Below are 14,087 nucleotides of genomic sequence, written 5' to 3'. Positions count from 1 at the left end.
CTATTTTGTTTTTCATGCAAACTTATGCATTTTTCCTGAAAAAAGGAATCAGATTTCAGGCAAACTTAACTCTCGTACAGCCTGCAACAGGGTTTCGATCGTTTCATAACACACGGCTTCTTCTGCATGAAGGATAAATGACTCTGAGCCAACCTCAATAAACGGAGCAACAGCCGATGCCGGATTATCCACCCGAATACCACAACGCTGCAAGGCTTTCCTCAGCATCAAATAACGAACGCCTTCGCCCCGGATGCCGATCCGGTACTTATATTGCATCTGTATCCGGTAAAGGCCGCTGTCATCATCAAACACAACGCCCCGACCGGAAAAGAAAGATTTCAACCGGCCCGACAAAGCCAGATCTTCGGGTGTACCGACTGTAATTCCCTGTTTCCGCTCCATCAGCCAGATTTTGTCTGCTATCTCCAAAGCCAAGTCGAGGTCGTGTGTAGAAAGGAAAATGGTCTTTTCAGTCGTTTGTATCAGGCGATACAAGAGCTGCATGATTTCCACTTTACTCGGATAATCCAGGAAAGCGGTCGGTTCATCCAGAAAAATAATAGGAGTTTCCTGGGCAAGTGCCTTCGCTATCATGACTTTCTGCCGCTCACCGTCAGACAATGTATGTACCATACGCGAGGCAAGCACTTCAATACCGACGAGGCGAATGGAACGATCTACCACTTCCCAGTCATTCTGACTTAACCGTCCCCAAAAACCCGTATAAGGACTCCGTCCCATTCCTACCAGATCCCGGACCGTCATATTCCGGATTTCACACCGTTCGGTCAGCACGACACTGATAATCCGGCTCAATTGCCGGTCTGTATACGATTCGACTTCACGCCCGAGCAGCCATATATGTCCGCCCAACTTCGGCTGAAAGGCAGAAAGCGTACGGAGCAATGTCGATTTTCCTACACCATTCTCGCCCAACAGACACGTCAGTTCGCCGCTTCGGATAGTAGCCTGAATATGCGAAGCTACTTCTTTCGTATGATGTTTCTTGATGGAATAGCCAATTGACAAATCATCCAGTCGGATCGTTTCTTTATTCATTCCAGTCATTTTTACGTTTATTAAACAAGACGGAAGCCACGACAGGCGCGCCCACCAATGCCGTTACCGAATTAACCGGTAAAGCCCCTTCAAAACCAGGCATGCGGGCCAGCAGATTACAGATTAAAGCCAAAGCTGCACCTAATAATAAGGTTGCAGGCATCAAAGTCCGATGATCGGACGTTTGAAACATGGCTCTTGCCAAATGAGGAACCGCCAATCCTAAGAAGATAATCGGACCACAATAAGCTGTTACAATAGCAGTCAACACACCGGCCGAAACAATTACCAACAGGCGGGCCCGCTTGATATTCAGTCCTAAGTTACGGGCATAGCCGTCGCCCAGCAGCATCAGGTTTAATGTCTTGATAAGCAAGAAAGACAAAGGAAGCAGAATGGCCATCAAGGTAACAAACAACATCATCTGATTACCAGACACACGCGAGAAACTACCTAATCCCCAGATTACATACGCCCGGATATCTTCTTCCACACTGAAGAATTTCAAGACACCTATCACCGCATTCGATACATAACCGATCATGACACCAATAATCAGCAGGGTGACGTTTCCCTTTACTTTCTGCGAGACATAAACAATCAGCGCCATGACCGACAAGGAACCAATAATAGCGGCAACCGACAAAGCAATCTCTCCCATTACGCCCAATCGGCTCAACGCCACGCCGCCCAAGCTTCCGCTCAACAGAATGACAAAAGCAACGCCCATGCTGGCACCGGAACTGATTCCCAACACCGAAGGTCCTGCCAACGGATTACGGAACACGGTTTGCATCTGCAATCCACTGACAGCCAAACCCGCGCCCGCAGCCAGCGCAGTCAAAGCCTGTGGTAAACGGGATTTCCAGACAATGTTCTGCCAAGAGACAGGTTCGTTTCCTGTACCTGTCAGAATATTCCAGATAGATTGTGCAGGAATAGCAACCGAGCCCAACAATAAATTCAGCAGCAGCAGCACAAGGATCAGCAACAGGATCAACAACATCCGGTAAGTATGAGTATAGCGCATGCCCTTATTCCTTTAATAGTTTATAAAAGACAGGCTTGTGATCCGGCAATAACTCCGGATGAAAGATATGCAGCAGATCCGCCAAGATGACTTCCGGAGCCGTCGGCATTTCCTCATAAAAAGGAGTTGTCTTCATGTTACAGTAAATGATTCCATGTTCACGGAATGCCTTGAAATCGGCATAACGTGCATCCTGTTCCTTTAATGCCTCATACGAAAATTCTCCCGGATAACTATTGACAATACGCCAGTAATCAGCATTGTCTGCCTGATTATAGACCGTCTCGAAATCGAGGGTCACACCGCCCGAACGCTCATCATCTTTCAGGAAATAATCAGCGCCGGCATCTTTAAACAGCTGGGCCAGGAAACTCTTTCCACCAACCGCATACCAGTTTCCACCTCTCAATTCACCACTGAAAACAACCGGACGGCGTTTCACCTTGCCATCTGCAGTCAAAGCTTTCAACTCATTATAGCGCTGTTCGATAGTCTGGAAACAGGCATTGGCTTCCTTTTCCATTCCGCACAACAAACCGACGAACTTAATCCATTCGGCCTGTCCCAGCGGAGTCATTTCCTTATATCCCAAATGAGGAACCAGCGGAATTCCTACATCCTTCAGGGCTTCATAGCCGCCACGTTTAAACGGAGATATCAGAATCAGGTCCGGATTCATGCTCATAACGGCTTCGTTATTGAAATTCCCTTCAATGCCGATCTTTACCGTTTTTCCACTTTTCAGCTGCTGATTCATCGTTTCATTAAACAAGTGGCGCGTACTGGTAATTCCTGTCACCCGTTCGGTTTCTCCCAACTTGATAAAATTAGAAAGCTGTAAGGAAGTCATGCAAATCACACTTCTCACCGGTATTTCCAACTTTTCATATCCTTCCGGAATTGATGTTGACTGATCGCCCCGACGCACCAAAGCATAATGATATTCACCCGCACTTTCTGATTGCGGATCATGAATATCCACTAAGGCAGCCTTTCCTTCATAACGGATTTCAAACCCTTCAGCATATTCCGGTACAATTTTCTCAGTAAAAACCGCTTCCGTTGCTACATCTGCATCCGATCCGTTAGCCTGTTCGTTCGTCGGACGAGAAGTACAACCCGCCATTACGGCAAGAAGCAACACAGCTTCTGCTATTCGCTTTAGATTCATAACTGTCATTTTATCTACCAATTCTGCTCTCTCTTTCCATAACCACGCAGAAAGTAAAGCCATCTAAGTTATATCTTGTAACCAGGCAGGTCTTCTGACTTTGTCTTGTTCGAAGTTCCTTCCCGAATAGTTATCTATCCAGTGGAACAGAGGTTACTCCGAATCCTGTAAAGACTTACAGCAGCGTGGACTGTCCGGGACTTTCACCCGGTTCCCTTTTCATCCGTTCCTTGCTTCACGAAGGAAACAGACACCTGTTACTTGGCACAAAAGTAATAAAAAACTCGACCGATACTTGCGAATAAAGCGTAAAATAAAGATTTTTGCATTTCTATTCAACATTAGTAAATATGAACAGAACAATTACATTTGTTTCTTTGGGTCCGGGTGAACCCGAATTAATCACCGTAAAAGGATTGAAAACCTTACAACAGGCAGATCAAATCTTCTGTCCGGCAACTCTGACACCTTCGGGAAAGCAAGTGTCAAGAGCGGCCAATATCCTGAAAGCTTTAGAAATAGAAGAACACAAGATTCGCCCGTTTGTATTGCCCATGAGCAAAGACAGGCAAAAAGCTATCGAAGCCTATGACCAGCTTCTGGTTGACGCTGCCGGCTCACTTCGTGAAGGGAAAAAGGTGGTTATCGTAGCGGAAGGCGACGCCGGATTCTATACTTCTATCCAATACATATATCATCAACTGGAGAAAGAACATATTGAAGTAAGACGTGTACCGGGAATTCCGGCTTTTATTGCCGCCGGAGCAACTGGAGGATTACACATTGTCAAGCAGGAAGAACGCCTGATGGTAATTCCGGGAACCGCAACAGCCGACGAACTGGCTCAATTCATCCGACAAGGATACAACTTAGTAATCATGAAACTGTCGGCTTGCATCGAGGCTGTCCATGAATGTATCCGCCGGCATCCGGAAACACATTTCCACTACTTCGAAAACGTAGGAACCGAGAAAGAGAAATATATTTCCGATCCTGAAATAATAGCACAGACAAACTTCCCCTATTTCTCGTTATTGATCATTCAGGCATGACAATAAACAAATAGAGCCGCTGAAAGCCAGGCGAACCTGATGCTTTCAGCGGCTTATCTTTCAAATCCAGTCTATACAACTTGATTTATCAATATTCTTGCCAGCTCTTGATCTGAATATCATCCAGACTCAATGTACAGAATGCATTAATAAATGCACTCGCCAAACGAGCATTCGTAATCAACGGAATATTCAAATCGATGGCCGCACGACGAATCTTATATCCATTGTCCAACTCACCGGCAGAAAGATCTCTTGGTATATTCACTACCATATCAATCTTCTTCTCATGCAACAATCTCAAAGCCTGAGGTTCTTTTCCGGTTTCACTTGGCCAATATACCAATGTACTTGGAATGCCATTTTCAGTAAAGAAGCGGTGTGTACCACCCGTTGCATACAAATTATAACCTTTCTGAGCCAACAGACGTGCAGCATCCAGCATAGCTACTTTCTGTTTAGCAGTACCGGTTGATAACAGAATGTTCTTTTCCGGAATACGTTGTCCGACAGAAAGCATACTCTTCAGAATTGCTTCCGAAACATCATCACCGATACAACCAACTTCACCCGTAGAAGCCATATCTACACCCAAGACAGGATCTGCCTTCTGCAAACGGTTGAATGAGAACTGAGAGGCCTTAATACCTACATAGTCCAAATCAAACTCGTTCTTGTTCGGCTTTTCCACCGGCAGACCTAACATAACCCGAGTAGCCAGTTCGATGAAGTTAATCTTCAATACCTTGCTGACAAACGGGAAACTACGAGAAGCACGCAGGTTACATTCAATTACCTTGATTTCATTTCCTTTCGCCAGGTATTGAATATTGAACGGTCCTGAGATATTTAATTCTTTAGCAATCTGCTTACTGATCTTCTTAATACGACGAACTGTTTCCACATACAGTTTCTGCGCCGGGAACTGAATGGTAGCATCACCGGAATGGACACCAGCAAATTCGATATGCTCACTGATGGCATACATGATGATTTCTCCGTTTTGTGCAACAGCATCCATTTCCACTTCCTTGCACTGCTCAATGAACTGGCTGACTACAACCGGATGCTTCTTCGAAACATTAGCGGCCAGTTCCAGGAAGCGAACCAATTCATCCTGGTTGGAACATACATTCATGGCAGCACCACTCAGCACATAACTCGGACGAACCAGAACCGGGAAACCTACTTCTTCTACGAACTGGTTAATATCATCCATGGATGAAAGTTCTTTCCAGCGAGGCTGATCAACACCGATGCGGTCAAGCATAGCTGAGAACTTCTCACGGTCTTCTGCATTATCAATGCTTTGAGCTGAAGTTCCTAAAATATGAACATGCTGTGCATCCAGACGCATTGCCAGGTTATTCGGAATCTGTCCACCCGTTGATACAATCACACCGTGCGGATTCTCCAGTTCCAGGATATCCATTACACGTTCGAATGTCAGTTCATCAAAATACAGGCGGTCGCACATATCATAATCCGTAGAAACCGTTTCCGGATTATAATTGATCATTACCGAACGCCAGCCTTCTTTACGAATCGTATTCAAAGCCTGAACGCCGCACCAGTCAAATTCAACCGAACTACCGATTCGATAAGCACCCGAACCCAATACAACAATCGAACGACCGTCGCCTAAATAATGAACATCATTCTCTGTACCATTATAAGTCAGATACAGATAATTGGTCTGAGCAGGATATTCAGCTGCCAATGTATCAATCTGTTTAACAACCGGAACAATACCACGATATTTACGATCCTGACGGACTTGTAAAGTTGCTTTGTCGGTATCTTCCATTTTCTCCTTCAACAAAGCACGGGCGATCTGGAAATCAGAAAAGCCCTGCATCTTGGCCTTGCGCAGTAAATCGTCTGAAACTTCCTGTATCTTACTGAATGCTTCCAGTTCATTGGCAGTCTGGATGATTCGATATAATTTCTGCAAGAACCATTTATCAATCTTAGTCAGATCATGGATCTGATCGATCGTATAACCGGCACGGAAAGCCTTACTGATAACGAAGATACGACGATCGGTCGGCTCTCTCAAGGCCTTATCAATATCTGGAATAACCAGTTCCTTATTTTCTACAAAGCCGTGCATGCCCTGACCAATCATACGGAGACCTTTCTGGATAGCTTCCTCAAAGGTTCGTCCGATAGCCATGACTTCACCAACCGACTTCATGCTTGAGCCTAATTCTCGTGCTACACCATGGAATTTACCCAAGTCCCAACGCGGAATCTTACATACTACATAGTCAAGTGCCGGTTCAAAGAAAGCGCTGGTTGTCTTCGTTACTGAGTTTTTCAAGTCGAACAAACCGTATCCCAAGCCTAACTTAGCAGCCACGAAAGCCAACGGATAACCGGTTGCCTTTGAAGCCAGAGCAGATGAACGGCTCAATCGGGCATTTACTTCAATAACCCGGTAATCTTCACTATCCGGATCGTAAGCATATTGTACATTACATTCACCTACAATACCTATATGACGAATAATGCGGATGGCCAGTTCACGCAGTTTATGATAATCCGTATTGGATAATGTCTGAGAAGGAGCAATCACGATACTTTCTCCGGTATGGATTCCCAGCGGGTCGAAGTTCTCCATGTTACAAACCGTGATACAGTTATCATAACGGTCACGTACTACTTCATATTCTACTTCTTTCCAACCTTTCAGACTCTTTTCCACCAACACCTGAGGTGAGAATGAAAAGGCTTTTTCAGCCAGCACATTCAGTTCTTCTTCATTATCACAGAAACCCGAACCAAGTCCTCCTAAAGCATATGCAGCACGGATAATAACCGGATATCCTAATTCGGCTGCTGCCCGACGTGCGTCTTCAATATTTTCAACGGCTTCACTCTTGATGGTCTTAACACCAATCTCATCCAAACGATGTACAAACAGTTCGCGGTCTTCTGTATCCATAATAGCCTGTACCGGCGTACCCAAAACACGCACTGCATATTTCTCCAATACACCACTCTGATACAAAGCGACACCACAGTTCAAAGCTGTCTGACCACCAAAAGCCAGTAAAATACCGTCCGGGCGTTCTTTCTCAATTACCTTCTCTACAAAATAAGGAGTAACAGGCAAGAAATAAACCGTATCAGCAACTCCCTCAGAAGTCTGTACTGTAGCAATATTCGGATTGATCAAAACCGTTTTAATACCTTCTTCTTTAATAGCTTTTAATGCCTGGCTTCCGGAATAATCAAATTCTCCTGCTTCACCAATCTTCAGAGCTCCTGAACCTAAAATAAGGACTTTATTTATATTATCTTTCATAAACGACTCTTCATGCAAAAATTAGTACTGATTATTCTTTATAACATACCGACAAATTTATCAAAGATCAACGCTTCTGTATCAGTCGGTCCACTACAAGCTTCCGGGTGAAACTGAGAAGAGAAGAATGGCTTCGTCTTATGTCGGATTCCTTCATTTGTTCCATCGTTCATATTGATGAACAAAGGTTCCCAATCTTCACCCAACGTATTGTTATCAACGGCATATCCATGATTCTGAGAAGTAATAAAACACTGGTTGGTTCCAACCATCCGTACAGGCTGGTTGTGACTCCGGTGACCATACTTCAGCTTATAAATTGAAGCTCCGCCGGCTTTTGCCAATAACTGGTTACCCATACAGATACCACAGATTGGTTTATCACCAGCTATAGCCTTACGAATATTCTGCACAGCAGCATCGCACGTATCTGGATCACCCGGGCCATTGCTGATAAATACACCATCATATTCCAATTGGGTAAAATCATAGTCCCAGGGAACACGTACGACCGTTACTCCACGCTTCAACAAACAACGGATAATGTTATGCTTTACACCACAATCGACCAGAATTACACGTTTTTTCCCTTCTCCGGCACCGTATGTAATGACTTCTTTGCAGGAAACTTCATCTACATAATTAACCGCTCCATAAATTCCAAAATCATGCAAATACTTAGCCACATCCTTCACGTCTTCCATCACGATGCGTCCCATCATCACACCATGCTCACGCAATTTCTTCGTCAACGCCCGTGTATCTATTCCATAGATTCCCGGAATATTTTCCTCCTTCAACCAGTCGCCCAAACTACATACTGCATTCCAGTGGCTGTATTCATGACTGTAATCACTAACGATAATAGCATCTGCATGAATACGTTCACTTTCCATAAATTCAGACAAACCGTCGGGACGGAAAGTCCGAGGTGGAACACCATAGTTACCAACCAACGGATATGTCAAGACCATCAATTGTCCTGCATACGAAGGATCAGTCAAACTTTCAGGATAGCCTGTCATGGCTGTATTAAACACGACCTCACCACTCACCGGCTTTTCAGCACCAAACGAAAAGCCATGAAATACAGTTCCGTCATCCAGGATTAAAGTTGCAGTTCTATCTTTTTGCATATAACATTAAGTATGTTTATTTTACTAAATATTCTTCTTCCATATAATGAATAAAGGCCAGGTTTACCATCCGCGTACCGCCCGGTGTCGGATAATCGCCCGAGAAGTACCAGTCGCCCGGATGATTCGGACAAGATGCATGCAATCCGTCGATTGACTGATAAACGATCTGCACCTGAGCTTTTGTTCCGGCCGGAGTCAGCAGATCGACAATCTTAGAAGAAATCTCATCATCCGTAAACGGTGCATAGATTTCTTTCACGTAGTTGACAGCCGACTGTGATTCCCTCTCCTGTTTCTTCGCTTTCTGGTAAGCTTCCATCAGAATGTTTTCCATGCCTCGTTCTTCCAACAAAGCCACAGCTGCCTTAAAGGCAATGAACTCGTTCATACGAGACATATCAATTCCATAATAATCCGGATAACGGACCTGAGGTGAAGAAGAAACAATCACAATCTTCTTCGGATGCAGACGATCCAGAATACTGATGATACTTTGTTTCAACGTGGTTCCACGCACAATACTATCATCAATGACAACCAGATTATCTTCGAACGGAACGATACTTCCGTATGTGATATCATACACATGGGCTGCCAGATCGTTTCGGCTATTTCCTTCGGCAATAAAGGTACGTAACTTAATATCCTTAATAGCGACCTTCTCTGTACGAACCCGCTTGGAAAGGATCTGTTCCAACTCTTCTTCCTGGAATAAATGGCGTTTGTCAGCAATCCATTTCTTCTTGATTCTGTTCAGATAATTATTCAGTTCTTCCAGCATGCCATAGTAAGCAACCTCTGCCGTATTTGGAATGAATGAAAATACAGTGTGATCCAAATCATTATCTACTGCTTTCAAGACATCGGGAACCAACGTTTCACCTAACTTCTTTCTTTCTTTATATATATCAATGTCACTTCCGCGTGAGAAATAAATCCGCTCGAACGAACATGCACTGTTTTTCTTCGGCTCAACAATTTGTTCCACGCGAAGCTTACCTGCCTTGCTGACAAAAATGGCTTCTCCCCGATTCACTTCCTTGATATCCCAAGCATGCACATTCATCACGGTCTGAATAACCGGACGTTCAGATGCTACGACAACAATTTCATCGTCTGCATAATAAAATGCCGGACGAATGCCCCAAGGATCGCGTACAGTAAACATTTCACCGCTACCGGTAATGCCACAAATTACAAAACCTCCATCCCAAGTAGGAACACAACGCTTCAAGACATCTCCCAGATCGATGCGGGCCTCTATGGCATGAGTAATATCCATTCCTCTTAACCCTTCGGCTTCACATTGCTGATACAGATGTTCCACTACCCGGTCAAGCCGGTGGCCTACCTGTTCAAGCATGATATATGTATCCGCAAACTTACGAGGATGCTGTCCGATTGCTGTAATATCTTCAAATATCTTATCAACATTCGTCAGATTGAAGTTTCCACAAAGAGCCAAATTCTTAGCACGCCAGTTATTGCGGCGTAAAAAAGGATGGACATAAGAGAGTCCGGATTTCCCGGTTGTACTGTAACGGAGGTGACCCATATAAAGTTCTCCGGCAAAAGGTAGATTGTTTTTGGCAAAAATAGGGTCGTTCAACTGGGTTGGTGTTAAGTCCCGAAAATGTTCGTGGACGGCAGAAAAAATCTCGGTAATGGCCCCTGTTCCCAAGGCCCGTTCGCGAAACATATATTCTTCTCCTGCCTTTGCTTCTAGCTTGACACAAGCTAACCCGGCGCCTTCCTGACCACGGTTATGCTGCTTTTCCATCAACAAGTATAACTTGTTAAGACCATACATCCAGGTCCCGTATTTCTGATGATAATACTCTAATGGTTTGAGCAGTCGCACCATGGCTACGCCACATTCGTGCTTTAGTATTTCCATCTTATCTTATTAGGTTTCGTTTTCCCTGTGCAAAGATAATGATAATTTTATCACAAAGATAGTTTTTTCGATATAGCCCAAACATTTTTCTTTGAAAAAGAGCAAAAGCTCACTTATTGCCAATATAAAGTTGTAGGCAAACCGGTTGCGACATTAATTTTTTAATTATTTCATATGTGCTTTTTATTATTTCAATCCACGCACTCACGAAGAGTGCGACGAATCTTATACGATTAATCCATTTAACTTTGGACAGTTTCAATCCACGCACTCACGAAGAGTGCGACGATAGCAGGCGCAGCCCCGCTGCAAGCGGAATGTTTCAATCCACGCACTCACGAAGAGTGCGACGAAGCCATTGTTGTTAGACTTTGATAATGGTGTGTTTCAATCCACGCACTCACGAAGAGTGCGACTGGGAATTATTGTCTGTATGCTGGCATGGGTATTGTTTCAATCCACGCACTCACGAAGAGTGCGACGGCGAACTGATAGACGGTGCAGAACCGTATTGGTTTCAATCCACGCACTCACGAAGAGTGCGACTAGCGTCGAGGCGCTACTTAAATGCCCGGCTTGCATGTTTCAATCCACGCACTCACGAAGAGTGCGACATGATTGTTTGATTGGTATAATACATTTTCAAGCCGGTTTCAATCCACGCACTCACGAAGAGTGCGACCGCCTAAATTCGATATTAATGCGATTGCAGGGGATGTTTCAATCCACGCACTCACGAAGAGTGCGACAAAATCCTCTGCTATTTCTTTCGCAACTTCAAATGTTTCAATCCACGCACTCACGAAGAGTGCGACGGCGAACTGATAGACGGTGCAGAACCGTATTGGTTTCAATCCACGCACTCACGAAGAGTGCGACGGCGAACTGATAGACGGTGCAGAACCGTATTGGTTTCAATCCACGCACTCACGAAGAGTGCGACGGCGAACTGATAGACGGTGCAGAACCGTATTGGTTTCAATCCACGCACTCACGAAGAGTGCGACTCTGGTATTGCCACAGACCAGCCAGACGGCACGATGTTTCAATCCACGCACTCACGAAGAGTGCGACGTGCCCCGTCCATTTCATAACAATGTCTGGGGGTTTCAATCCACGCACTCACGAAGAGTGCGACTAAGCTGTTTTCGTATTCGTCCAACAATCGTTTGTTTCAATCCACGCACTCACGAAGAGTGCGACGGACCTTCGCGTCTGGCTTGTCTTTCTCTTTATCGAGTTTCAATCCACGCACTCACGAAGAGTGCGACTGTATATATTTTTTATCTTTAATATCCAGATACTTAGAACAATGTTTTCGCGAATCATCCTAAACATCATTTAAATAAAGAGAGATACAAATTCAAGACATGTAATACACTATAAACCAACAAGTGCGAAAACTCGGTAATTTATGTAATACATATGCTTCGCAGACACTATATAATTATAGCATCATTTACATTATAAGATGTTTCTACTCCTAGTACTTCTGCTCGTCGGGCAATATTCTTATTGAGATAGTAGAACCTAACGCTATCTGTCTGAACGTCAATTATATCACAAATCATATTCTTTAAAGTGCATAATTGTGCTTCAGTAACTTCACATTCAAACACGGAATTTTGTACTCTTTGGCCATAATCCAAACATGCTTTAGCCACACGTCTTAATCTACGGGCACCTTCATTACACGTTGTATCTACATCATACGTTACTAGAATATACATACACAAAAACTATTTTATTAAAAAAACTGGATAATCGTCAATATCTTGCCGTATATACCGAGCCAATAACATTGCCTGCACATAAGGCAATAAACCGATCTCAATCTTTTCATTAAGATAAGGGTGAATTATAGTTTCTCTTTTTCTCGCTTGCCATGCAGTAATAAAAGTCTTTTTCCCTTTTTCTGTCATAACAATCCCATTGTCACCTTGTGAAAGAAAATCCTTCCCAGTTATTTGGCGCTTGTTTATTAACGATAAAACAAAACGATCCCCCAAATAAGCTCTCAGTTCCTCCATCAAATCCAACGCTAAAGAAGTGCGTCCGGGACGAAGGGTATGAAGAAATCCAACATAAGGATCCAAGCCAACTGTTTCTAATGCAGCAGCTACATCATTGGCTATTAATGTATAAGCAAAAGATAACATGGCATTAACGGCATCTTTTGGAGGACGACGGTTTCGGCCCAGAAAAGGGAAATCAGTCTTTTGATTTAATATCAATACCGAGAATACCTCGAAATATGCATTTGAAGCCAAACCTTCATAGCCCATCAATGAAGATTTGTCGGGAGTATTCAAAGCATCTCGCTTTGCTTGTTCCAGAACCCGCACAACCCGACTTATGTCCTCATTTTCTCCATAATCACGCATATACCTTTTCAGAATATTTCGATAATTCTGGATTTTACCGCCGATCATGATTTGAGCAACATGCAATGACCATGAGTCATCATCCGAAAGAAAATATTGCTTTTTACGTAACAACACATTTCCTTTCGTTGCTCCTTGTACTCTGCTGATAAATCTGCCATGAGATGAAAGGAAAGTAAGAGAGATACCATTATCACTGCATAATTTCATTACTCCAGGACTTGCTCCCATATAACCAAACGTAACGATTCCTTCTATGTTGATAGCCGGAATACGAAACACCTCTTCCTGTTTGACGGACACAACTACGTTCTGCCCATCTTTACTGAGGTATGCTTCAGGTGTTGTTACATACAATATATTCAACAGTTTTCTCATTGATACAGATTATTTTTCAGATAAGTACTCGCAGTCATACAACACTGTTCCATTTTGGGCATACAGATTTCTTTCAGAGAACACTTCTCACAATGCTTGCCATATTCGGCTTTGGGAAGAAGTGTTTTTTCAAAAATCCAATGCATCTCCCAAGCACAATCATGAACAATTTGTCGCAGTTCGTCCGTTATGTCCACATGTACCCGATGTCGTAGTTCACCATAAAAGAAAGCACCATATGGGATATGAATCCGGTACATCTCTTCCAGACACATTACCTGAGCTGCAAGCTGTACCTCATCTATCTCATTCTTTTTAGGTTTTCCATGTTTATATTCTACAATTACCGGTTGCCATCTTCCTGGATATTTAGGATGCTGAATCGTATCTTCTTCCGAAGATGAAGGATGCAGCTCTATGGCATCCGAGATGCCATAGAGCCCCAATTCATGCGAAGCAATATTTACTGCACGCAAAGTAATCAGGTCACCGCACTTCTGCCGATAAAAAGGGTCATCCACATGATGATGCAGAATCTGACCTTCTATCGTAAGCCGATTTTCTTCCCATTGCTGGTCAATATGTATCAAAGCCCATTGGCGGGGACAGAATCTGAAATGCTGTATTCCCGAAAGCATGAGCATATCATCTTCGCTATACATAT

At 43.7% G+C, this 14,087-nt stretch carries 10 protein-coding genes, 1 CRISPR repeat array and 1 riboswitch; of the genes, 1 reads left to right on the top strand and 9 read right to left on the bottom strand.

Translation table 11 applies throughout. The annotated features are described in order from the left end of the window. Positions 1 to 48 precede the first annotated feature (48 nt). The 3 genes from NEE14_RS02040 to NEE14_RS02030 are packed head-to-tail and all read right to left on the bottom strand — an operon-like array spanning position 49 to position 3,272. A complete protein-coding gene (locus NEE14_RS02040) occupies positions 49 to 1,062 on the bottom strand; it encodes an ABC transporter ATP-binding protein (RefSeq protein ID WP_251967693.1) in 1,014 nt (337 codons plus the stop codon). After that, complete coding sequence (locus tag NEE14_RS02035) at positions 1,055 to 2,092, bottom strand: iron ABC transporter permease (protein WP_251967662.1); 1,038 nt, start codon at positions 2,090 to 2,092, stop codon at positions 1,055 to 1,057. The genes NEE14_RS02040 and NEE14_RS02035 overlap by 8 nt, the downstream gene beginning before the upstream one ends. A 4-nt stretch (positions 2,093 to 2,096) precedes the next feature. Beyond that, complete coding sequence (locus tag NEE14_RS02030) at positions 2,097 to 3,272, bottom strand: ABC transporter substrate-binding protein (protein ID WP_422394691.1); 1,176 nt, start codon at positions 3,270 to 3,272, stop codon at positions 2,097 to 2,099. A 58-nt stretch (positions 3,273 to 3,330) separates the two neighbouring features. Next, positions 3,331 to 3,536, bottom strand: a riboswitch (cobalamin riboswitch). A 77-nt stretch (positions 3,537 to 3,613) separates the two neighbouring features. On the opposite strand from NEE14_RS02030, the gene cobI reads away from it, so the two are divergent. Further along, positions 3,614 to 4,315 (top strand): precorrin-2 C(20)-methyltransferase, encoded by a 702-nt coding sequence (cobI, locus tag NEE14_RS02025; RefSeq protein WP_251967664.1) that lies wholly within the window; start codon positions 3,614 to 3,616, stop codon positions 4,313 to 4,315. Between the two features lie 88 nt (positions 4,316 to 4,403). Here the strand turns inward: cobI and carB are convergent, their stop codons facing one another. The 6 genes from carB to cas4 all read right to left on the bottom strand — a co-directional run bounded on the left by carB (position 4,404) and on the right by cas4 (position 14,085). After that, positions 4,404 to 7,625, bottom strand: a complete 3,222-nt coding sequence (gene carB / locus NEE14_RS02020; RefSeq protein ID WP_251967665.1) for a carbamoyl-phosphate synthase (glutamine-hydrolyzing) large subunit — start codon at positions 7,623 to 7,625, stop codon at positions 4,404 to 4,406. 38 nt (positions 7,626 to 7,663) lie between these two features. After that, positions 7,664 to 8,761, bottom strand: coding sequence for a glutamine-hydrolyzing carbamoyl-phosphate synthase small subunit (carA, locus tag NEE14_RS02015; RefSeq protein WP_251967666.1), 1,098 nt, complete (start codon positions 8,759 to 8,761; stop codon positions 7,664 to 7,666). Between the two features lie 16 nt (positions 8,762 to 8,777). Further along, positions 8,778 to 10,661, bottom strand: a complete 1,884-nt coding sequence (locus NEE14_RS02010; protein WP_251967667.1) for an amidophosphoribosyltransferase — start codon at positions 10,659 to 10,661, stop codon at positions 8,778 to 8,780. A gap of 188 nt (positions 10,662 to 10,849) precedes the next feature. Further along, positions 10,850 to 11,932: direct repeats of the CRISPR family, unit length 32 nt; unit sequence GTTTCAATCCACGCACTCACGAAGAGTGCGAC. A gap of 168 nt (positions 11,933 to 12,100) precedes the next feature. Continuing rightward, positions 12,101 to 12,391 carry a CRISPR-associated endonuclease Cas2 gene (cas2, locus tag NEE14_RS02005; RefSeq protein WP_251967668.1) on the bottom strand — a complete coding sequence of 97 codons (291 nt, stop codon included), beginning with the start codon at positions 12,389 to 12,391 and terminating at the stop codon, positions 12,101 to 12,103. Between the two features lie 9 nt (positions 12,392 to 12,400). Then, the gene (gene cas1c, locus NEE14_RS02000) at positions 12,401 to 13,423 is read right to left on the bottom strand and encodes a type I-C CRISPR-associated endonuclease Cas1c (RefSeq protein ID WP_251967669.1); all 1,023 of its coding nucleotides are present in this window, start codon (positions 13,421 to 13,423) and stop codon (positions 12,401 to 12,403) included. Then, positions 13,420 to 14,085, bottom strand: coding sequence for a CRISPR-associated protein Cas4 (cas4, locus tag NEE14_RS01995; protein ID WP_251967670.1), 666 nt, complete (start codon positions 14,083 to 14,085; stop codon positions 13,420 to 13,422). The genes cas1c and cas4 overlap by 4 nt, the downstream gene beginning before the upstream one ends. Positions 14,086 to 14,087: the final 2 nt, after the last annotated feature.

It is taken from the genome of Parabacteroides sp. AD58 (assembly GCF_023744375.2).
Lineage (GTDB): Bacteria > Bacteroidota > Bacteroidia > Bacteroidales > Tannerellaceae > Parabacteroides > Parabacteroides absconsus.
Note: the sequence above shows the minus strand (reverse complement) of the source record. Positions and strands in the feature narration are given on the sequence as shown.

Coding starts and splice junctions, on each gene's coding strand:
- NEE14_RS02030 (WP_422394691.1), bottom strand. CDS start 3,272: ATGACAGTTATGAATCTAAAGCGAATAGCAGAAGCTGTGTTGCTTCTT.
- NEE14_RS02010 (WP_251967667.1), bottom strand. CDS start 10,661: ATGGAAATACTAAAGCACGAATGTGGCGTAGCCATGGTGCGACTGCTC.
- NEE14_RS02035 (WP_251967662.1), bottom strand. CDS start 2,092: ATGCGCTATACTCATACTTACCGGATGTTGTTGATCCTGTTGCTGATC.
- cas2 (WP_251967668.1), bottom strand. CDS start 12,391: ATGTATATTCTAGTAACGTATGATGTAGATACAACGTGTAATGAAGGT.
- carA (WP_251967666.1), bottom strand. CDS start 8,761: ATGCAAAAAGATAGAACTGCAACTTTAATCCTGGATGACGGAACTGTA.
- cobI (WP_251967664.1), top strand. CDS start 3,614: ATGAACAGAACAATTACATTTGTTTCTTTGGGTCCGGGTGAACCCGAA.
- NEE14_RS02040 (WP_251967693.1), bottom strand. CDS start 1,062: ATGAATAAAGAAACGATCCGACTGGATGATTTGTCAATTGGCTATTCC.
- carB (WP_251967665.1), bottom strand. CDS start 7,625: ATGAAAGATAATATAAATAAAGTCCTTATTTTAGGTTCAGGAGCTCTG.
- cas4 (WP_251967670.1), bottom strand. CDS start 14,085: ATGTATAGCGAAGATGATATGCTCATGCTTTCGGGAATACAGCATTTC.
- cas1c (WP_251967669.1), bottom strand. CDS start 13,423: ATGAGAAAACTGTTGAATATATTGTATGTAACAACACCTGAAGCATAC.